Genomic DNA, 21,271 nt, shown 5'->3' with positions numbered 1-21,271 from the left:
AGGGACAGCCGCGCGTTCGCACATCCGATGTTATGGAACGTGCCGCAGGGCGTCGCTAAAAGGCAATCAGAGACCGAGCGAAAGCGGTGCGCTGCTTACGCGCCAGCGGAGACTCGGAGGATGATACCAGACAGGCAAGCGTTTGCAGCTCTACAGGGCGCATGACTACAGATCCCGCACTTCCGAGCGAATGATGACGAATGTCAATCCGCTCGTCGCGCGCTTCCGGAGATGTCGTCGCATACAGAATAATGCTCTGCTGATTTGGAGACGCTAACGCGTACACGGACAGCTGGTAGAGCCACTCAGCGGGATACCCCTTCTGCCAAATGTCGCGGTATTTCGCGTCGAGGAATCCAACCAACTTTTTAGCTCTGAACAGGGCAAAGTCTGGTCGCGGCCGAGGCAGAGGCCGCCCCCTGGGATTTCCATGAGCCGCATATGCGAAAACGTCTTTAGCGACATACTCATCCCGAATGGACTCGTCCACGAGATTTTCGCCTAAGAATCGTGACAGTAGAAGTTGAAAGAAACGGTTCATGTCGAAAAGAAAACCGGAAATAAGATGGGCAGGCGCAACGACATCAAATGAAGTGCCATGCATTTCCAGGAGCAGCCGGATAAGACGCAAGGCAGGCTTACTCGTTGCGGTAAGACGCGTCAGCCCACGCTCGACCTCATCGAGATCCCTTTGGTGCAGGCTTGGTCGTGCTTCCACCTCATGGAACGCGTCGATCCCCCTCCTAACACGCAAATATAATTCGCGGTCTGCTGTCATGCTTCCAGCAAGCTCGAGCCCAGACCGAAGAACTTGATTCAGCTTCCAATTGGAATGACGATGAAAATGCCGGCAGGGCACCGATCCATCGATGATACCGCCGCGGGATGCTATGCTTCCAACAAGGATACGTCCCCTAGGACTTGTCAGCTTCTCTGAAACGGGAATGTACCGCCGCAGCAGGCCCGAGCGCGATAACTCCTCAATTTCTGCTACGAGTAAGGCAATCAGAATATCGCGGAATCCTAACTTTGCGGTGGGGGCGACTGCATCTCCGAGCATTCGTAGGTCGCGCAGTCCATAGGCATACTGAAGAAGCGTTGCGAGGGGTGTACCTGATATCTTTGGATTGATCGTAATCCGAAGTGGCCCTACAGCTACGTGCCCCACGAAAGATGTAGTCGATACTTCGAGCCCTCTGTATCCTTCTCGAATATCGACGCAGCTTCGAAGCACGTCCGCTGTTTTTTGAGCCTCTGGGTTACTTCTGAATGTCGTGCCCATGAGTTGAGGGCGCGAGGTCGGGTCACAAGAAGCCCATTCGTTCATCACGATAGGCTCAATATTCCTGCAAGGATCAAGACGCTTCAGCATCGTCTACTTCGTCGGAAGTCAATTCAACCGCATCTTCCGCATCGGTATTCTGATCACCCTTCTGAACTAGGGTAAGCGTCATTTCTTCGTAAGTAAGAGCCTGAACCAGACTATCCTCATTCTTCGGATCGAAAATTTCATCCCGAATACGCCCACCTTTAACGTCGACAAGGCCTGGCCCCAGTATCTCACTCAATGTACCAAAATCATCGTAACAATACTCCTCGACGAGCGGGATGATGTCCTCCCGAAGCACACGCGAGAACTCCGCTACGGATGTGATCGGGTGACCTAGCAAATAGGCGTGACCAATCTGAAGATTTCGTGCGTCTCGCTTCAGGTGCCTGCGCAACCGTGAATTGAGCGTGTCAAGCCAAGCGCCGAGAGGCAGATCGCCGACCGCTCGTTTGTCGAGAAGGGAGCTGTCAGGCATCAGCTCAACAAACCCAAAGCGCCTTCTCAAAGCTATGTCGAGTAACGAAATCGACCGATCCGCTGTATTCATAGTGCCAACAATGAAAACGTTCGACGGAACGCAGAAACTTGTACCGCTCGCAAGCGTAACGGGTTTGTCTCGCTTGTCATGTTCGAGCAGTGTTATCAGCTCGCCAAAGATTCTAGGCACGTCACCCCTATTTACCTCATCAACGATGAGAAAGAAGTGCTTGTCGCCGGCCTTCTCAGCCTCAGCACACAATTGCTTGAAGATTCCCGCATGTCGTTCAAAGACCATTTGTCCAGCAACAGTGTTCGGACGAAATCCTTCTATGAAATCTTCATAGCTGTAACCAGGATGAAAGGTGCACGTTCTCACTAAGCCTTGTGGACCAGAAACTTGCACCCGTTCTGCTTCTGAAAGCTGGGAGTAAGGCTTACGGAATGATTGCCGCGCGGCGAGATCGTTTGCTACTCGATGCGCAAGATAAGTTTTTCCTGTGCCGGGCGGACCATAGAGCAGCACTTGCCCCTTCCGGCGCAAGATGCCGTCTATTCTTGCCGCGAACGAATCTAGCTCAGGCAGTGGCGTAACACTGACGGTTGTCCGATTGCGAGTCTCGGGGACACCAGATGAGCCAGTTCCACCATCAAACAGTCTACGTTCAAGTGCGAGCAAGTTCTCGCCGTTCTTGCCCAACTCATAAACCGTGGTGCGCGGCCCCTCAGACTGAGGCAGCTGCCAGGAATCAAGCAGTAGCCACTTAACTGGACGTTTATGGGGGAATCGGAGGCCGCCCTCATATTCATAGGGCCCAATAACCCGTCCTATGCCGAGAACCGTCTGCCCTTCGCATGCGAGGATGAGATCATTTTCTGCCATGTCACGGGCGAACTTAACGATCTCGCCCGCTTTCCGAGAAGCTACTCCGGAATTTGCATAAGCAGGAATCAACCACTCCGTTATCCGATCTTTGAGGGTGACCTTTTCTTCTCCAATGTAAGAAGAAAGGTCGGGGACCGTATCTGGCCAGCCGATGGAAACGTAATTGCCGTCGCGCATCGGAGACCACTGGCTATCACCGGAGCTTCCTTCGGTCGTACCAATTCGCCAGTACCGATGAAATCCGCCCGTTCTTTTATTTAATGCCGAAGTCAACACGCTAACCGGAACGCCTAGACGCCGAGCAATGGATACAAACCGACCGGCGCAGAGGAATCGTGGTGCTCCCGCGTCGAGTATGCCCGCCTGGTCCGGCGGCATCTGCAGCAGCTTGTAGAGATGAAATCGCTGGTAACGTGGGCTATGATAGTCATCTAGCTTGTCGGGATGCGCCAAGAACCAGTATTTATGCGCCCAGCCATCGCGGGCTAGATCCGGTGCGGCGGCCTCTATCAGCCCTTGCAACTGATTGTAAACTTCGTCGGAGTGGTCGATCGAAGTCAGAGAGCTCAACACCCTATCTCCGGCAATCAATTCGTCACGTTGGCGACGCGCGATCTGGATCGCTTCGTCCATGCCGATCGCCTTCGGGCTTGTCCCTTTGCCTCCAATCCAGGCTCCATCCGTTGGTCTTTGATACACACCAAATTTTAGTGCCGCCCCTCCGCCAATGCCGCCAAATGCGTTTGTTACGAACGTTTCGTCATTCTTGAACTCTAACCAATAACTCAGGCAGCGCGCGTCACTGTCACGGCGACCGTGCATCGCCAGCAACAACGCTTCGCCGTCCAAACCGCGAAGTACGTCCGGACCAAATCGCTCGCTGAAAGTGTGAATGTATTGGTCGTGCTGTTCGGTCGTGATTATGTCGCCCGAGGCCTGGCACCGATCTTTGATTTGATGAAGATCCGCAAAAAGCCGATCGTTTATTGGTTGCCCATCCATCGGATTTTCTGACGCTCCCATGACAACGAGATGTTGTGACAGAGTCGAGGCCGGGCTGTCCACCCTCGACCGTCCTGGACGGTCCGACTCTGGATCGTTCTGGTGGTGGCGCTGCGGCCTCGCATCAGCTTAGAGAACGCTTGCTACTTTCGATCGTATCTGTGCCGAGAACAGTTGCTATGGAAGAAGTCAGCCACCGGCCGACATTCGCTTCGACGTCTTCAGCAGACCTACAAACACGAGGGCCGAAGGGCCGAGTTGGGCCAATCGAGATTACAGGTCACCTGCTGAAGCAGCTGACCTATAGATGGGGTTCAAGCAAGCCCCCGCACGCGGGCGATTAACCATATCAGCAACGCAAGCGCACTTCCCTCGCCATTCGCTTAAAAAGTGTAATAGACTGTTAACTATCGAAGATCGGTGCAAAAAGGGGGGATCTTTGCGGTGTTGGCTGGCTGTCGCGGCCCTTTTCCTGATCAGCGTGCATGCCGCATGCGCCGGGCAGGTGCGCGGCGTACCGCAAATCGTCGATGCAGATACCGTTTACATCGGCCAGACCAAGATCCGGTTCAACGGTATCGACGCTCCGGAGACTGATCAGGTCTGCCTCGATGCTGCGGGCAAGACATGGACATGCGGCATCGAAGCGCGGGAGCGGCTGCGGACCTTCAGCAAAGACCGCGAGTGGTCTTGCGAGCTGACAGGCACGGACATCTACAGGCGATCCTTGGGTTCCTGCACGGTCGGGGGCGAGAACGTATCGCGCTGGCTTGTCCAGAACGGCTGGGCTCTGGCGTTTCGAAGATATTCCACGGAGTACGTGGCCAACGAAGATTTGGCACGCGAACATCAGCGCGGGCTTTGGAGCGGCGCGTTCATCGCGCCGTGGGATTGGCGCCATCGCAGCAATTTGACGGTAATAATGGGTGCACTTACCGTCCCCACCATGGCCCAGCGCGCCTTGATCTCAAATTCGACAGCTAATCCGGCGCCGCCTTCCGGCAATTGTTTGATAAAAGGTAATTTGAGCAGCGCGCCGCAATGCATATATCACGTCCCGGGCGGCCGCTTTTACGACCGGCTGAACATGCAGCCGAGCTCGTCGCACCGCTGGTTCTGCACAGAGGCCGAAGCACAGGCCGCCGGCTGCCGTAAATCGAAGCTTTAGTTGCGAACCACAATGGACCGCTCCCAGACCCGGCTTTCCCCTATCGCGCGGCTATGGGCCGTGCTTAACAAGCCGCCGCACGACTATCATCCGGCCACAACCGTCTTCGTCGATCTGAACGTCGACCGCGTCGCGGACGAGCTAAGGCTCATCAATCTCGGCAAGGAGCGCGGTTCGCAGAACCGGCCCGGAGCGGACGAGCAAACCCTGGACGACGTCGAGCACCTCATCATCGAACGGGTAGAGGCCCACAAACAGGATTCCCATTCGGTCTATCAGGATCATCTGCATACCTACGACGAACGGCTGACCTCGCTCAGCTTCGAGGAACGCTTCGCGATCATCCAGCAGACCGCGCCGGAAGCCGTCGGCGATTTCGAAGCGGAAGCGACCATGGGACGTGACGAGCTGTTCGTCCACCGCCGCCGCCTCCATGAATCCGAGTTGGAGCGTGAAGCGTTCCGCAAGCGGCACCGCCTGCAGCGGCCTGCCCGGCTGGCAACTCCGGGAAAGATCATCCTGAAGGTTGGATTGCTCGCCATTCTTTTTGTCATCGAAGTCGCCGTCAACGCGGGCTTCTTGGCAAAGGCCAACATGGGCGGCTATATCGGCGCGGCGATCCAGGCGGCAACCTTTGCCGCCCTGAACATCCTTGCGAGCTTCCTGTGGGGCTTGGTCCTTATCAGGCCGATCTTCCACCGCAATTTTTTGCTCAAGCTGATCGGCGCGATCTTCTTTGTCGGCTACCTCGCCTTCGCGGGTACGCTGAACCTAACCCTCGCGCATCTGCGCGAAATGAAGCCAAACCTGGGCGGCGACGTCGGCCAAGATGTCTTGCACCGCCTCCTGACGGCGCCTTTCGATCTGACCGACGTCAATTCATGGGTGTTCATCAGCATCGGCCTGGTTTTCTCGCTGGTCGCGATGGCGGACGGTCTTACGTTCTTTGATCCTTACATCGGCTATGCTGGCCTTGAGCGACGCTGGAACGACGCCAGCAAGCAGTTCACGGATCTCAAGAGCGACCTGATCGAGCGGCTCAGAGACATCCGGCAGGATGCCACCGACGTCATGAACGCGGCGTCGACCGACCTTTCAAAGCGGCGAGCCGAATACGATTCGATTCTCCAGGGCCGCAGCCGACTCAATCAGCGCTTCGTTCAGCAGCAAAACCAGATTGAGATGGCCGGCCGCACACTGTTGGGCCTGTACCGCGAGGCGAACCGTAAGGCCCGATCAACTCCTCCCCCTGCCTCATTTAGCAGACCGTTCGTCCTGGAGCGCATCGTTTATGCAAACGCCGAGCCCGACTCGACCGCGCGCGATCGGCTTCGCCAAATGATCGAGGAGACCCAAGGTCTGTTGAAGGACCAGATTAATGCCATAAATGAGGCCTTCGAGCGGGCGATGCGGTCATACCGCGAAATCGACCAGTTCTTTCCGGAGAAGGGCAACAAGAGTGGCTAGACCCAGACCCAGGCGGCGCAGCTCGCCCGGCATCGGTTGGGCAGGATACCTCGGTATCGTTCTTTTTCTGGTTGCGGTCTCGTGTGGGGCGGGGTTGGCCTATTTCGCGTTCTTCACCGAGCGGCCACCGACTGTCGCAGAACAGACCCTATGCCCAGTCGATGGGCCTCGCGGCGTTACGGTCGTCTTGATCGACACGTCGGATGATCTGCCTGACGCCACCCGGCGCGAGGTTCTCGGACTTCTGGAGGAGATCGTCACCACGCTGCCGCCGTACCACAAGCTCGATATCCGGGTGCTAGATGTCGGCGGTCTGCGCAGCCGCTCGCTGTTCGCCAAGTGCAATCCCGGCAACGGGGCGGGCCTGAGCGAGTGGACCAACAATATCGAGGTGGCGCGTCAGCGCTGGATCGAGAGTTTCCGCAAGCCCGCACTAGAGGCGATCGACAAGAGCGTCACGCCGGCCCGGGCCTCCGCCTCGCCGATCATGGGTGCGATCCAGGATATCGCGATCAGCGAGTTTTCCGGGACCGCCAGGCAAAACATCAAGAAAACGCTCTACGTCATCTCCGACATGATTGAGTCCACAAAGGACTACAGCCAGTATCCCCGATCCGGCGACCTGTCCTATCAACGCTTTAGGCAATCTCCCGCGTACCTGAAGTACCGGACCGAGCTTCATGATGCGACGGTCTTCGTGCGGCTAGTCAGCCGCCAGATCAACGGCAAACCGGTTGTGGATGACACGCAGCTCATGGGATTCTGGCGAGAATGGATCTCTGACAATCGCGGTCTGGTCGGCAGCCTCAAGCGCCTGCAGGGAGCATAGCTGATGGCGGTCGACAATAAGGACAGGCTTTTGCCACCAGGCTTGCTGAGCGGCTTGTTGTTCTTCGCGGTGGTGCTGGCAGGCAGCGGATACATTGTCTTTTCAAAGCTGCACGACTTCGCCCCTCAGTTGGTGACGACAGTGCCGGTCCTGATCATGATCGGGTACGCGCTCCTTCTCGGACTAGCGCGGCTCTTTCGCCTGCGAGACGACCAGTCCGGCGATAATCTGTACTATATGGGCTTCCTGTTCACCCTGACCAGCCTCGGCGTGTCGCTCTATCAGTTCTCCCCCGAGGGGGGATCCGAGCAGATCGTCAAGAATTTCGGCATCGCCATCGCCTCGACGATTGCCGGCGTCGCTCTTCGCATCTTCTTCAATCAGATGCGCCGCGACCCGATCGAAGTTGAGGCGACGGCGCGCCTGGAGCTTGCCGAGGCCTCCCGCAAGGTGAAAGTCGAGCTTGAGAGCACCATCCTTGAGTTCAGCTCCTTTCGCAGGATGACCCAGCAATCCTTGGGCGATGCGCTCGATGAGCTGAAAGAGACGCTTGGGGAGACCCGTAAAGAGCTGGCGGGCGAGATCAAGGATTTCGCCGTTACTGCCCGCCAGCCTCTTGAAGATGCGTCGAAGCGTTCCGGCGAAGCTCTCAATATGATGAACAGCCACGCCACGAGAACGTTCGAGGCTATGTCCAAGCAGCTGGAAGAGCAAGGGGATCGGCTATCTAAAAGCACGGCAGCCATGATCAAGGCCATCGACACCGTCGTCGGCAAGTTGACGTCACTGCAGACGCCCGAGCAGATTATCGAAATCAAGCTCGCGCCGATGATCCAAGGCCTTTCGCGCGCCGTAAATTCGTTTAACAAGAGTGCCGAGACACAGGCAAAGGCAATGGATGAGAACCTGCGGCAGACGCAGGCTCTTGCGGCAGCGCTAAATGGCCTGATGAATGAAATCCGCGCGGAGAATGCGGAGCGGTATGCGACCGGCCCCTGGGCCGGCCGGGGGCACAACACCTAGGCGGCAACCATGTCAGTCTTGAACGGCCAGATCACCAGGCAGGGTTCCTCGTACCGGCAAGGCTTGGTCCTCGGCCTGACGATGGCGGAGATCATGCTTCTCCTGGTGTTCTGCCTGCTCATGGCGATGGCGACCTTCATCCTGAAGGAGCAGGAGAAGCGCGCTGCGGCGGACAAGCGCATCGAGCAGCTGCTTGCCGATAATCAACGCAGTCAGGACCTGGTTCAGACGCTGAGCAAGAATGAGGCGCTCGTCGAAAAGCTCAAGGCTATTGCCGGAAGCGGCAATCCTCAAGCAATCGATCAGTACTGGCGGGAGTTGGTTGAAGGCCGCGCAACCGCCGACGAACTCCAAAAGTCCGGTCTGACGCTAAAGGAGCTCCGCGACCGTATTGAGCAGGTCAAAACACTCAATGCCAACGGCATCGATGTCGACAAAGCGGTCACGGATGCAAGCGCTATGGCGGCAATCAGCCGTGCGCTAGCCAAACCGGGCGAGCCTCCTCTATCAACAAAGTCCATCATCGACGCGCTCAACCGTACTACCACGGCAGGAGGCTCGGCCGGCCATCTGTGGCCGCCGATCATCAGCCTCAGCGAGGCCGACGGCAATTTCTTCAAGAGCGGCAGCGCTGATCTTTCCGCACCTTTCCGTGAAAGCCTTCTGACCAAAATACCAGCCAAGGTTCTTGAGTACATCAAACAGTACGATGTGGATGTCGTCGAGGTGGTCGGTCACACCGACGAGCAGCCCCTTGGTGTACATCAGTCCAATCTGGACCGGGATCTGCTCCCGGTCTTGAAAGGCAAGGCGGACGTCGGAAAACTCATCCCGGCAGACAACGCCGGCCTCGGCTTGGCTCGCGCTGTAGCAGTCGTGAGCGTCCTCAAGCAAAACGCGGAGCTTGCGAACTACAAGATCCTGCCACTCTCAGGCGCTCAACTCGTGAATACTGACGAGACCTTGGCGACTGAAGGAATACCCGCGAGCATCCAGCAGCGACGGCGTATTGAAATTCGACTCCGGAAGTCGAGCGCCCATGAGGCCACTGCGAGCATTGCGCCGCCCCCTCCCGCTCCGGCACCAGGCGTTACGCCCCGTGCGCCTGTCGCTCCGGTGGCCCCACGTCGTGCGGCATATCCTGCGCCCATATCCCTGCTACCACGGGCACCTTCCTCATCACCCAAGCCGGCGCCGCCCGTTGTCCGGCCAACGCCGGGTACGCTCGCGATTGCGCATTGAATAATCGCATCCGTGAGATCGTGTAACCGCATTCAGGATTGCACCGGATCCACGACGCAGCATAGTTTGCCGCGAGATCAACCGCTTCACTCAGGTTGCGGCTGCTTGCGACCTGCCCAAATTGAGTCGAGCGTTTCGCTCGCGCCTTAGCGACAAACGCGGGCCTGATTACCGCGCGCCGGTCAGGATAGAGTCGACTAAACGCATCGCCAATGTCCGGAGCGGGCACTAAGGGACAGCCAAGCCGGACTGACGGCGCGTCCACTTTCTCCCCGAACATCTGACATCGCTCGGATATGAGATGTTATGGAAGAAGTGAGCCGTCGACCGACTGCCGAATAGGCTGCACGCCACAATCGACCAGGTAATCAGCCAGCCGGTCCATCTCGAACGGCGATCTGGTCGGGTCCTCCTCATCTCCCATAGGCACCCAAATCACCATGCCCTCACGTGCCCTGGTCAGAAGAACACGATACTTGTTGATCGTGTACTCACGCTCCCTCGGCCGCCTCACGTTGGTCCAGTTGGTCCCGCGGAACGTCCGCGGCAGGAGTTCACCATCGCCAACGGTTAGGTCCCACCCCCAGCAAACGGCCACCCTGTCCAACTCGAGGCCCTGGCACTCGAATTCCGTTGCCGCGGTCTCCAATGCAAATGACGATCGCAAATCACCTCGCGGCGCGGTGAACCACTCAGCGTAGTCCAATTCCTTCCTGAACCCGGCCGAAACTTCGAGCCCATATGGCCTCAAGCGAGAACAGCCCGAACTTGCGACCAAGCCGAAGCGCCTGGAGCCGAGGGTCGTCTTGCGTAACCACGCCCTGGCATCATCCGGGCGCCTGACGAGGGCTATCGGGAAACCGATATGATCTATGTGGCGGCGCGCATCTTTGGGACGTCCCGTCAGTACAGCATCAACCCAGTCAGCATGCTCCAACGCACGATGGCTGCGGATTGAGCTACTCAGATGCATACTCGGCCACACCTCCGCGTTCGCACCTGCGGCGTCGACACCCGCTCGCTCGATTGCGGAAGGGCTACAAATGAGCCGCCAGTTAGCATAGGACTGATTTCGCGCGGCAATCCATTCTCCAACGCCAGCTTCCCCATCATGGATCTCTTGCCCGCTTCCGCAGAGAGCCACGACCATGACGCCGCCCGCATGGCGGTTCATTACTTCCAGAATCTGAGCCGGTTCGGAAGTCGCCGTAACAGGTGAGGACAATTCAGACACGGCACCGAAGCTGCGCTGTCGCGCCGCCATCTTCTGCATCTTGGCTGCATCCCAGGCGCGCTGCGCTTCGTCAAAAATTACAATGCTCTCTGACGGCGGCGATTGGGTCTTTTGCGCTTCGGCAAGGTATGCATGCACGCTATGGAGCAATGATTCGGCATGTCGCTGCGCGATAGCTTTAGTGCAGCCTTGACGATCTTTATAGTCTGCCGCCAAAGCGGCTTTTAAGACCTTCAACAGTGGACCGTTTCCTGACAGGAAGACGCTCCGCCAACCCGCCTGAAGAAAGGCCGGGCTATGCGCGATACGAAGTCCGGTAAGCGTCTTACCGGCGCCAGGAACGCCCGTGAGAAGGCACAAAGTCTTTTGGCTCCGCTCGCGAGACTCTCGCGCGATACCCTCAATAGCGTGCATGGAGCGATCGATCGTATCGCGATCGGCCAGCGCGGCGCTGATGTCGTCTGAGCCGTGCTTGTTGAACAAACTCACCGTGGTCTCGATGACTCCAGGAATCGGACGATAGGAACTCGAGCACCACCGTTCGCGCGAAATATTATCCGAAGGCCTTTTCCTGTCGTCGTTCGCGATGCGAGTTAGCAGCGCTGCGAAATCGGCTTCCCCGACGCACTGTGTGTCCTCAATCAACGTCGCATCGGATGTCGGCACCACCTGGCTGGACTGGGCCTCCGTTGAGCACACGATGGGAACAATCTTCAGCCCTTGGCTTTCCGCGTGATAGTAGGCCAGATCGAGACAATAGTCGGCGACTTGAGCCAAAGCGTCGCTCGTCGCGGAGGAACTCCCTGCTTTAAACTCAACAACTGCGATTGTTTCGCCAAATAGGAAGGCAGCATCCAACCGCTTTTCTCGGCGGGGGATGCGGTATTCTAAGACGACGCCGACATCGGAGTATCGTATGTTAGTGGCGATGAGCTGTTCGCAAGCCGATTTCATAAGCCGAACGGCTTCACCCCACGACCATCCTTGTTTATGAGAGAACTGGCTGAACCCAGAAACTGCATCACTTCGAACCAGGCGGGCGAAGATTGCGTCGTCCGGCGAAGTGAGAAATTCTTGAGCCGTATAGCTCGCATATGCGACCATCTCGAAAGTTTATCCCGTCTTATTTGCACGACCGTTTCTAAATTACTGACCACTAAAGGCGCGAATGTCCACAGGGCGCTCAGATCTCTCCATCCTCCCCATCAAAAAGTGGTAGCTGATCTTGCGGGGGCAAGGATATCCGACTCCGGCTTGCAGGCGTGAAACCGAACTCCGACGCGATGCGCATCATGATCTCCGCCTGTCGATTGGCAATTGCTAGGTAGGGTGACTGTATCGGATATCCTGTCGGTGATTTGACCATCGTACCGAACTTCTGGATCTGCTCCATCGCTTCTGCCCACATCGCGTAAGCGCCGCAGTAGGTAGCTAGCGCGCCGCGATCGAGGTGAGTTATGAGACCGAGTTTTGAAAGCTCGCCGGTCAGCCGCGCCCATTCACGCTTGGCAACCGAATTGAGTTCCGGTGGGCACTCAGGTAGCGCGGGTTCAGGCCGCGGCTCGTGCACATTGAGGGGACGCTTCCCCGGATTTCCCGTCAAAGCCTTGATCCTTGTTGGTTTTGGACGACGGCCACGCATGTCCGTTCCGATCACACCAGCGGATCACGAGCGTCACCCGCGGATTGCGTCCCCTGCTCCAGCGTTTCAAAGAACGCGCCATCTCGTTCACGAATTGCCTTCTCACCTGTGAAGGCCTGCCATCGGCGAATCGCGACATCGACGAACAATGGATCGATCTCGGATGCCAAGCAGATGCGCCCACATGATTGCGCCGCGATCAGGGTCGTTCCGCTTCCAAGGAAGGGTTCATATACCGCCTGTCCGGAACTCGAATTGTTCAGCATTGGCCGGCGCATGCATTCGACTGGCTTTTGGGTCGAATGCTTGGTTTCGGCATCCTGCCCACGGCTGCTGATATTCCAGACGGTGGTTTGCTTGCGATCGCCAGTCCAGTTGCCCTTCTTCCGGACCGCATACCAACAGGGCTCATGCTGCCAGTGATAGTCTCCCTGGCTCATGACCAAGCGCTCCTTGGCCCAGATGATCTGCGCGCGAATCGAAAAGCCGCTCTTTAGAAGGCTTTCGGCTACGATGGTCGACCGTAAAGCACCATGCCAAACATAAGCGATTTCGCCTGGATATAAGCCCCAGGTAGGCGCCCAGTCGGCGATCTCGTCGTTGCGAATTTTGCCTGTACGCTTCGAATTGTTGACGCCGCGGCGATGACGCCATTCCGGGTCGTACTCGACGCCATAGGGCGGATCGGTGACCATCAATTGAGGCAAAGCACCAGCCAGCAGCGAGTGGACGAGAGCTGCATCTCGACTATCGCCGCACGCAACGCGATGAGGGCCGAGCTGCCAGATGTCACCGGGTCCGGAGACCGCGGCCTCGACGATAGAGGGGGTATCGTTCTCGTCCGTTAAGCCGCTCTCGACCCTTGACAGCGCTGCCGCCAACTCCTTTTTGCTGAATCCAATGGATGCGAGATCGGCACCCAACGCAGACAGGTCAGCCAGTTCGAGGTTGAGCATCTTGCTGTCCCAACCTGAATTTAGCGCAATCCTATTGTCGGCAAGCACCAACTGGCGGCGTTGCACCTCCGTCAATCCTCGGAGGACCACGACCGGCGCCTCCTTCAGTCCAAGCTTGCGAGCAGCGGCCAGCCGGCCGTGTCCCGCGATGATATCTGCGTCTTCGCTGACGAGGATCGGATTCGAAAAGCCAAAGGCGCGAATGCTGCCGGCGATCTCGGCGACCTGGGCCGGACTATGGGTGCGCGCATTGCGCGCGTAGGGGATCAGCCGATCAAGCGGCCAGTATTCGATTTGAAGTCGTGCGTTCGCTTCTTCTGGGTACGTCGCGTGTGTCATGTCTTGTCTCGGCCTTTTGCACATTGCCATGTCATCGGGCACCCCTCCCCCCTAGGGAATTTCGCGACAGTTTTTTCCAAACCACGGCCGTTGTTTTGATTCGTCTTTTTTGCCCTGGTCTGCTGGTGTTCACCTTGCCTCGAAGGAAAATAATCGTCGATTTTGTCGGCTGCTTACGACGTTGAGGCAGACCGCGAGGGAGGCAGAACGAACTGCGCCGAAAATGCCTTGCACCTTCAGAGCGTTACAGTCTTTAGCAGCCCATGCAGATGCTTCGTTAGGTGATGCGCCCGAAATACATCCCTCCACAGGCCCAAAAGTTTGCCTGCGCAGGAAAAAAATCCCTGAATGAGAGTGGCGCCGGTTTGTGCTTGCACACGCCCCTGAGGTTTGACCCGCCCCCCGGCCTGCCTATTCACCACGATCTCCCATCTTCGCGGCACTATCGCGGTAACGCTGCAGGACAAGTCGCAGCCCAGCACCGCGACAGTTGAGTTCAGCTTCCGTGGCAGCAATACGCAGTGGCTCGTCAATGAAATCGACGATTGCTCCGTACACCGCGACCTTCGTCGACAGCTCACATCGAAGATTATCGCTCCATCGCCGTTCGGCAGCGATACGCGCCACGTTTGCGGAAGACGTCGTCGGCACTCTAGAATTGGATGCTTCGAACTCTTTCCTCGGCAACTTCGTCGCCAAGCCTTTACTCCGTGACGTAACTGGCGCTGCTCGCGCGGCAGAACCCTCAGGACGTTTGGCTGCTAAGGTTTTATATAGTGGATTGCTAGAATAGGTTTGGTAGCCATACCCGTCACCCTCAGGGTGTCGCGTCTGTTCCGTCGAAGGTGACACATCGAGGGACGCAAACTTCTGCTGCCGAAACTTGCGACGAGCATTCCATCGATCTTCGGCCTCTCTAAACGAGGACCAGATTGGTTCGTAACTATTGCGGTGGAACTTCCCACCGTGACGCACCTTCCGAAAAAGGCTCAACCGTTCCAGACGAGCGACCGCGCGCATAACCGTGCGACGGCTCATGCCAATAAGATCAGCGAGCGTATTGAGGCTCGGGTCGCACTGTCCTGTGCGACGGTTGAAATGATCAATTAGCGCCCCGGCCACCCGCTTTTCTGCTCCCGAGAGCTCGGTAGCCAGATTTATGACCTTGTGAGCGAGGAGCGTCTCTAGTGGAGTGACTGACATGCGAATCCCGTCTGCATTACGGACGCAATCAGAGGCCCCTTTGTGCCGAATGGAAATTGTGAAGATCGACTACTACTATGTAAAAGGATTATTCTTGCTCACAGGCGCTCGAATATTATCGTGATGACGAATCATTACGGGGGCTTCGAGCCATGGAAGTGCACCGAACGCGCTTGGCAGCTGACGGCCCTAAACAGCGTCAGCTCCATAAATTGCAAATGGCGACCGATGCCGGCATCGAACTCGCGCCAGCAGCTGCGCTTTTCTTCTGCGATCGTCATAAGGTACCCGTTCCCGACTGGCTAGTCAGTCATGCTGCTCGAGGATACTGCCAGCAATTGGGTCCCAGTCGACCCCGGAACCGAGGCCGCTCGTCTGGCATCCTGGACCGTTGCCGACAGGATATGATCGATTTCATGCGCTGGGATTCAGTTCGAGAAGCGCGCTTTCAGCAAAAGCACTTTAGCGAAGCGCTCAAAATGGATGCGGACGCACCTGCAAATGCGCTCGAGCATCCAATGAGAATGTCAATCTGGTACGGACACGACTGGCTAAGGGCCTACGAATGCGCATCGATGATCCTCAGAAACACGCCTGCGTTCGGCGGACCAGATGCAATGAAGGCAAGCTACTGCCGCGTCGAGCGCAATATGGAGCACCCGAAGGAGTCTTGGCGCTACTTCCTGTTCGAGCCCGAATTTCTCGAAAACATTGGACTCGAGCATCCCAGCCGCTGGGGTCAGTCTAGCAAATGGGCGCCTTTGTATGACCTGACGCTATAAGCAGCTTCTGACAGTTTCCTTGGCACGAGACGAATCATAGTGGCCAAGGAGCATGAAGGTGCATCAAGAACAATGCCGACGGCTGCGAGCCATTGAAGCAGCAAAGTACCTCCGCGTAAGCCGATCCACGCTCGCCAAGTGGCGCATGATCGGGATCGGGCCGCCCCATCATCGCTGCGGAGCTCGCCTGGTTTACTATTTCGTACATGAAATCGATGCCTGGTTAGCCACCTGCGACGCCGCAGCTAATGGTCAACCGCAATGATTCCGCTGGTTCGTTCAGCTCCGAGGATCAACCTCGCAAGTGATGATTGCTTGTCCGAAATTGCTAAGATTTTGGCATGCGGTCTTGCACGCTTGATGAATCGAAAGTCCAGTCAAGTTTCGGAAGTGAACGGGGAAAACTCGCTTTACTTCTCGTCTTTCCAGAGCGTTGGTCGACCCGTTCCGCAGAACGGAGAACGGCCATGAAATCGTCCATGCTGGCGCAATTGGCCGCCCTTAAAGGCGCCGCTGCCCCCGTACTGAAGGCCCGCTGGCGCGAACTATTTGATACCGAGCCGCCGGCCTATAACCGCCGCTTCCTTGAGAGCCGGTTGGCCTACCGTATTCAAGAATTGGCCTATGGCGGCCTGAGCCGGGAAACCACCGCGCGGCTCAAAGCCATGGCCAAGCAATATGCCGACCAGAAGCCGGCGGACCGCAAGGCTCGACCGCTTTTGCGACCGGTCGCCGGCACGAAGCTGATCCGCGAATGGGAGGGCGTGGAGCACTGCGTCACCGTTCGCCACGACGATTTCGAGTATCTCGGGCGTCCCTACAAGTCCCTGTCCTCGGTCGCCCGTCAGATCACGGGCACGAAATGGAATGGTTGGGTCTTTTTCGGGCTGAAGAATTCGCTGAGCAAATGACCTCCCGTAAATCGCCAAAGCGCCAGGCGAGGCCATTCGCCAGTTCGTTCGACCCATCAGGGTTGGACCGATCTTCGGCCCGAAAAGTCCGTTGTGCGGTCTATACCCGCAAGTCGAGCGAGGAAGGTCTCGACATGGACTTCAACTCGCTCGATGCGCAGCGAGAGTCCTGCGAGGCCTACATCACAAGCCAGCGAGCTGAGGGTTGGACACCCGTCCGGGATCGCTATGATGACGGTGGCTTCTCGGGTGGCACGCTCGAAAGACCGGCGCTGAAGCGGCTTCTGACAGACGTCAAAGCAGGCAGGATCGACGTCATTGTTGTCTACAAGATCGACCGGCTTTCGAGGTCGATGCTCGACTTCCTCAACCTTGTCGAATTGTTCGAAAGCTATGGGGTGACCTTTGTGTCCGTCACCCAATCCTTCAACACCAAGGATGCCATGGGCCGCATGGCGCTGAACATCCTGGTGACTTTCGCCCAGTTCGAGCGCGAACTGATTGGCGAGCGGATCCGCGACAAGGTCGCGGCCTCTCGCAAGCGCGGTAAGTGGATGGGCGGCTGGACGCCGCTCGGCTATGAAGTCCGCGACCGCAAGTTGCTGATTCACGAAGCCGATGCCGAACGGGTCAGAGCTATTTTTCGGCGGTTCGTGCAGCTCAAATCCGCAACTCTCTTAGCCCGCGAACTCGTCGCAGCTGGCGAGCGGAATCGTTATGGGCATGTATTGGACAAGGGCGTCCTCTACAAGATTCTCAACAATCGCGTGTACATTGGCGAAGCGGTCCACAAAGGCACCGCGTATCCCGGCGAACACGAGCCGATTATCGATCGCAAGCTCTGGGATCAGGTCCATGCCATTTTGAAGGTAAGCCCGCGCAAACGTGCCGGCAACGCCCGCGCGCAGACCCCCGCACTCCTGAAAGGTGTGCTGTTTGGGCCCGACGGCGCCGCGATGTCGCCGACACACACCCGCAAGTCTGGTCGCCTCTATCGCTACTACATCAGCCAAACGGCAATGAAGCACGGTCGATCGGATTGCCCGGTCAAATTGGCACCCGCGGCCGAACTCGAGCGGATCATTGTCGACCAAGTTCGCTTGCTTTTGCAAACGCCGGAAATCATCGTCCAGACTTGGAGCGCTTTGCGCAAGCAGCGGATTGACATCAGCGAGACCGAGGTCCGCAACGCGCTCTTCGGGTTTGACGAGCTCTGGAACGAGCTTTTTCCTGCCGAGCAGGCCCGCGTCATTGAACTGCTTGTGGAGCGAATCGATCTTGGGGCGGAGAAGCTCGACATCACCTTGAAGATCGAAGGGCTAACCTCGCTCTCCTCGGAATTGCAGCCACAGACTACATTCCAGGAAGCCGCCGAATGAACCGGCCGACGACGATGACGCTTGGCGAGATCGGCAGGCCCAAGCTGAGCCGCGATGGTCGCACCATTGTCGTCAGCATCCCGATTTCATTCCGTCGTCAGGGCGGCCGCAAGCGCGTGGTAACACCCGCGAACTCACCCTCCTGGTCACCTCCGCAGCCCAACGTCGACAATACGCTGGTCAAGGCCGTGGTGCGGGCTCATCGCTGGCGTAACATGCTCGAAACAAACCTCTTTGCCTCGGTGCGCGAGCTGGCGAAGGCGGAGAAAATCAACGAGTCCTATCTCTGCCGCGTGCTTCGGCTCACCCTGCTCTCGCCGACCCTCACCGATGCAATCCTGAATGGCCTTCAGCCAGACGGACTCGATTTGGCGCAGCTGTTGAAATCCATTCCGGCCGAGTGGGACCAGCAACGAAGACTATTCGAGACCAATTAGGACCGGTACGCGCAGTCGAAAAGAACTGTTCCGATTGAGAACAGTTCTTTGGCCAGATGGCTTCGCTCATCGGGATGTTATGGAACATCGAGTCCAACTGGTAAGTCACTAAGCCTATCAGGGACTAAACTAACCCAGAACTGGCTGTGGGTATCTGCGGAGGCCTTGCCCTCTTTCTGATTTTAGCCTTGCAGGGACTCGCCTACGGGTTGTTCCCTCTCGCAAAGTCTCCCAGAAAGAGGACCACCCGATGTCAGGGACGATTGACCCACCAGAACAACCTCCAGCCGCTCCAGATTTATCGAATTTCGATCGGCTTCAGAGCTATTTGAAGCCCGACACGCTCGCCGCCGCGTTGCTAGATGCATGGCGCACGAGTCCTCATGATCAGGCGAAGGAACGCATGTTGTCGGCCATGAAAGATCATGCTGCCAAGAAGGCGAGCCAAGATGAAGCACCGCATTCGACAGATTGATCTTCAAGGCTTCCGCGGTTTCGGCGCGAGCCTGCAATCCTTCACGCTGCCGGAGTCGGTCGTCGCTCTGTGGGGCGGGAATAGCCAAGGTAAAACCAGCCTGGCCGAAGCGATCGAGTTCCTACTCACCGGTCACATCGCGCGGCGCGAATTGCTGGCGAGCGCAAAAGACGAATTCTCTCGCGCGCTCCGCAACGCCCACATCCCGGACTCAGTGGCGGTCTTCGTCGAAGCTCATTTTGTCTGTCCCGATGGAGTCTGCCGCCGGCTCCGTCGCACGCTGACTACCGATTACGATGGCAGTACAGACTGCGTTAGCAAGCTTGAAATCGATGGCGCTGGGTGCAGCGAGTCCGATGTGGAAGCGCGCCTCGGTTTGCGCCTTCTCCATCCGCCTTTGCGCGCTCCCGTCCTGGCCCAGCACACGCTTAGTTACGTTTTTACGGCGTCACCCACGGAACGCGCGGCATACTTTCGCGCCGTGCTCGATACGCAAGACCTCGAAGATTTCCGGGCATCGGTGTCGATGCTTCCTGCAGAACTTCCCGCACCTTCGTGCGCCGGAATCAAGCACCTGTCCGCCTTGGGGAACATAGCGGAATTGGCGACCGTGTTAAAGGCCATCCGCAACGCGAAAACAAAGCAGACTATCGAGCGCGCGCTCGCAACTGCCATACAGACCATCCTCGACTCGATTGGCGTTACCGCCAAAGCGAGTTTCATCGAACGTATCGAGCAACTTGACGCGGAACTCACGGGCCGCCGGGCGCAGGCGTTTCCAATTGAGCTTTTCTCTCGTAAGCCGCTGGCTCCGTGGACTGATCCGATCGGTGGCCTTGCGGATGCACTGACCATCTATCGCCGCGAGAAAGCTGCGATTTCGAGCGAATCCCAGCGGCTTGTCGCCCTTTTTGAAAGTGCGCTTGCCATTCCGACCATTCACGCGTGTTCGGAACCAACAGACTGTCCTCTTTGCGGGACGGCCAGCACGCTTACCCCGGAGCGCGTTGCCTTCCTGAAAGAGCAGCTGACCGCCAATGAAGCCTATCAAGCTGCCGAAAAGGCCGCGCTTGAAGCGCTACGGGCGACCAATGCCCAATTGCTGACTTTGAGCACCGCAGCTCTCGCGGCGCTGCCGCGGTTTACGACGGTTACAGCCGCCGACAGACGAACGCGGGGATTTACGGTTAGGCGCGCGGAAGCCCTCTCGGGTCATGCCGAAGGGTCGCGCCGTTGGGCCGCGGCCTCCCGCGCGCTGTGGCGTACAACGAAGAGATACTGCGACCACATCGCGGCATTGCGCGTCGGCATCGAAGCCGCAATCAATGGTATCGCGGCATGGGACACCGACACCGATCTTCTTAACGGCGTGGCGGATGCTGCTGATCGTTTTGCTCAGCTTGAAACTGCGACGGCGTCCTACACAGCCGCCGTCGACACCATCAGCGGCGCCATAATGGCGGCCGTCGACCAGAGTGTTCAAACGACCGGATGGGAGGAGCTTATCGCCCTCGCGCGCGACCCCGCCGCCGCGCTCCAAGCTCTCAATAAGCTCCGTGAGCACCAGCAAACCGTCAAGGCCCTTGAGAAAGCGCTCCGCGAGATCGACGTCGCTATCGGCAAAGTGGCCGACGAGAAATTCAGCGACCTCAGCGTTCAAGTCCTTGCCTGGTGGGAGAGACTTCGCCCCGGCGAGCCGACTTTCTTCAGTGGGGTCCAGCGCCGCGGCACCAAGACACGGAGAACGGTCGACGTCAAAGTCGCGCTTTCCGCTAAGGAGGATCGCAGCGATATCAAGCTACGCGATGCGGTTGCGGTCTTCAGTCAATCGCAACTTCACTGCCTAGGCCTGTCGCTCTTTCTTGCCCGCGCCATTGACGGCGGAGCCGGCTTCGTCGTGCTGGACGATCCTGTTCTCACGAGCGACGACGATTTTCGTCCCAATTTTGCATCTTCCGTCATCGAAGCGCTGCTGGATGCAGGTGTACAAGTCGTCGTCATCACCCAAGATCATAAAAGCTGGAAGGACATTGGCCACCGCTGGGAGCACCGCGGTGCCGCCCAATTCCAGATCGTGCGCGAGAACCCCGTTGCCGGAAGCGAGATTCGCGGCCAAGGCGATGCCCTCGCGACCATGCTCGCGCAAGCCCGCCCGTTCATCAATTCTCAAGACAGCGAGCAGCGAAAAGAAGGCGCCACGCGCCTGCGCCGGATTATCGAGCGTTTCTGCAAGGAACTTATCGTGAAGTCGCGCCATGCCAACGGCGACGCCATGGCCTCGATTACTGACTACGACGGCAAAGCCTATGGCGACTTCAGTGCCCAGGCACTTGCGCTCCTGACCCTAGACCCTTCTCACAGAGGCAAACTCAATGCCGCCTATGGTTACGTCACTCCGGGGCCTCATGACGATACGCCGCCGTCCACAGCCCAACTCAAAGTCGCCGCCGGCGACTTAAATCGATTGAAAAAGGACTACCTTCCGTAGC

Annotated in this window: 18 protein-coding genes; 12 read left to right on the top strand and 6 right to left on the bottom strand. The window is 57.7% G+C overall.

All coding sequences use genetic code 11. From position 1 onward, the window contains the following. Positions 1–55: 55 nt before the first annotated feature. The gene (locus tag CIT37_RS03030; RefSeq protein WP_095425403.1) at positions 56–1,372 is read right to left on the bottom strand and encodes an McrC family protein; all 1,317 of its coding nucleotides are present in this window, start codon (positions 1,370–1,372) and stop codon (positions 56–58) included. Then, the gene (locus CIT37_RS03025) at positions 1,356–3,758 is read right to left on the bottom strand and encodes an AAA family ATPase (RefSeq protein WP_152036317.1); all 2,403 of its coding nucleotides are present in this window, start codon (positions 3,756–3,758) and stop codon (positions 1,356–1,358) included. The genes CIT37_RS03030 and CIT37_RS03025 overlap by 17 nt, the downstream gene beginning before the upstream one ends. A 376-nt stretch (positions 3,759–4,134) precedes the next feature. On the opposite strand from CIT37_RS03025, the gene CIT37_RS03020 reads away from it, so the two are divergent. From CIT37_RS03020 to CIT37_RS03000, 5 genes are all read left to right on the top strand, one after another. Next, a complete protein-coding gene (locus CIT37_RS03020; RefSeq protein ID WP_161966320.1) occupies positions 4,135–4,863 on the top strand; it encodes a thermonuclease family protein in 729 nt (242 codons plus the stop codon). A gap of 12 nt (positions 4,864–4,875) precedes the next feature. Further along, complete coding sequence (locus CIT37_RS03015) at positions 4,876–6,330, top strand: hypothetical protein (protein WP_152036316.1); 1,455 nt, start codon at positions 4,876–4,878, stop codon at positions 6,328–6,330. A 187-nt stretch (positions 6,331–6,517) separates the two neighbouring features. Next, positions 6,518–7,159 (top strand): hypothetical protein, encoded by a 642-nt coding sequence (locus CIT37_RS03010; protein WP_095425399.1) that lies wholly within the window; start codon positions 6,518–6,520, stop codon positions 7,157–7,159. Positions 7,160–7,162: 3 nt separating this feature from the next. Continuing rightward, complete coding sequence (locus tag CIT37_RS03005; RefSeq protein WP_095425398.1) at positions 7,163–8,182, top strand: hypothetical protein; 1,020 nt, start codon at positions 7,163–7,165, stop codon at positions 8,180–8,182. A gap of 9 nt (positions 8,183–8,191) precedes the next feature. Beyond that, positions 8,192–9,424, top strand: a complete 1,233-nt coding sequence (locus CIT37_RS03000) for an OmpA family protein (RefSeq protein WP_095425397.1) — start codon at positions 8,192–8,194, stop codon at positions 9,422–9,424. A gap of 304 nt (positions 9,425–9,728) precedes the next feature. Here CIT37_RS03000 and CIT37_RS02995 read toward each other — a convergent pair whose 3' ends face one another. The 4 genes from CIT37_RS02995 to CIT37_RS40335 form a co-directional block, all read right to left on the bottom strand. After that, positions 9,729–11,762 (bottom strand): DNA/RNA helicase domain-containing protein, encoded by a 2,034-nt coding sequence (locus CIT37_RS02995; protein ID WP_095425396.1) that lies wholly within the window; start codon positions 11,760–11,762, stop codon positions 9,729–9,731. Positions 11,763–11,841: 79 nt separating this feature from the next. After that, the gene (locus tag CIT37_RS02990) at positions 11,842–12,300 is read right to left on the bottom strand and encodes a phage terminase small subunit P27 family (RefSeq protein ID WP_095425420.1); all 459 of its coding nucleotides are present in this window, start codon (positions 12,298–12,300) and stop codon (positions 11,842–11,844) included. Between the two features lie 11 nt (positions 12,301–12,311). Further along, positions 12,312–13,595 (bottom strand): site-specific DNA-methyltransferase, encoded by a 1,284-nt coding sequence (locus CIT37_RS02985; protein WP_095425419.1) that lies wholly within the window; start codon positions 13,593–13,595, stop codon positions 12,312–12,314. Between the two features lie 411 nt (positions 13,596–14,006). After that, entirely contained in the window at positions 14,007–14,798 is a 792-nt protein-coding gene (locus CIT37_RS40335) for a helix-turn-helix domain-containing protein (protein ID WP_095425395.1), read from the bottom strand. Between the two features lie 404 nt (positions 14,799–15,202). Here CIT37_RS40335 and CIT37_RS02975 point away from each other — a divergent pair, with 404 nt between their 5' ends. From CIT37_RS02975 to CIT37_RS02950, 7 genes are all read left to right on the top strand, one after another. Then, complete coding sequence (locus CIT37_RS02975) at positions 15,203–15,580, top strand: hypothetical protein (protein WP_095425394.1); 378 nt, start codon at positions 15,203–15,205, stop codon at positions 15,578–15,580. Between the two features lie 52 nt (positions 15,581–15,632). Then, complete coding sequence (locus CIT37_RS40115) at positions 15,633–15,845, top strand: helix-turn-helix transcriptional regulator (RefSeq protein WP_095425393.1); 213 nt, start codon at positions 15,633–15,635, stop codon at positions 15,843–15,845. 202 nt (positions 15,846–16,047) lie between these two features. Next, positions 16,048–16,491, top strand: a complete 444-nt coding sequence (locus CIT37_RS02970; protein WP_095425392.1) for a DUF2924 domain-containing protein — start codon at positions 16,048–16,050, stop codon at positions 16,489–16,491. Between the two features lie 134 nt (positions 16,492–16,625). Next, complete coding sequence (locus CIT37_RS02965) at positions 16,626–17,870, top strand: recombinase family protein (protein ID WP_244611359.1); 1,245 nt, start codon at positions 16,626–16,628, stop codon at positions 17,868–17,870. Then, entirely contained in the window at positions 17,867–18,307 is a 441-nt protein-coding gene (locus CIT37_RS02960; RefSeq protein ID WP_095425390.1) for a hypothetical protein, read from the top strand. The genes CIT37_RS02965 and CIT37_RS02960 overlap by 4 nt, the downstream gene beginning before the upstream one ends. Before the next feature lie 250 nt (positions 18,308–18,557). Next, positions 18,558–18,782 carry a hypothetical protein gene (locus CIT37_RS02955; protein ID WP_152036315.1) on the top strand — a complete coding sequence of 75 codons (225 nt, stop codon included), beginning with the start codon at positions 18,558–18,560 and terminating at the stop codon, positions 18,780–18,782. Then, the gene (locus tag CIT37_RS02950) at positions 18,757–21,270 is read left to right on the top strand and encodes an AAA family ATPase (RefSeq protein WP_161966319.1); all 2,514 of its coding nucleotides are present in this window, start codon (positions 18,757–18,759) and stop codon (positions 21,268–21,270) included. Before CIT37_RS02955 ends, CIT37_RS02950 begins: the two co-directional genes overlap by 26 nt. Position 21,271: the final 1 nt, after the last annotated feature.

Source organism: Bradyrhizobium ottawaense (assembly GCF_002278135.3).
In the GTDB taxonomy this organism is placed as follows: Bacteria; Pseudomonadota; Alphaproteobacteria; order Rhizobiales; family Xanthobacteraceae; genus Bradyrhizobium; species Bradyrhizobium ottawaense.
Note: the sequence above shows the minus strand (reverse complement) of the source record. Positions and strands in the feature narration are given on the sequence as shown.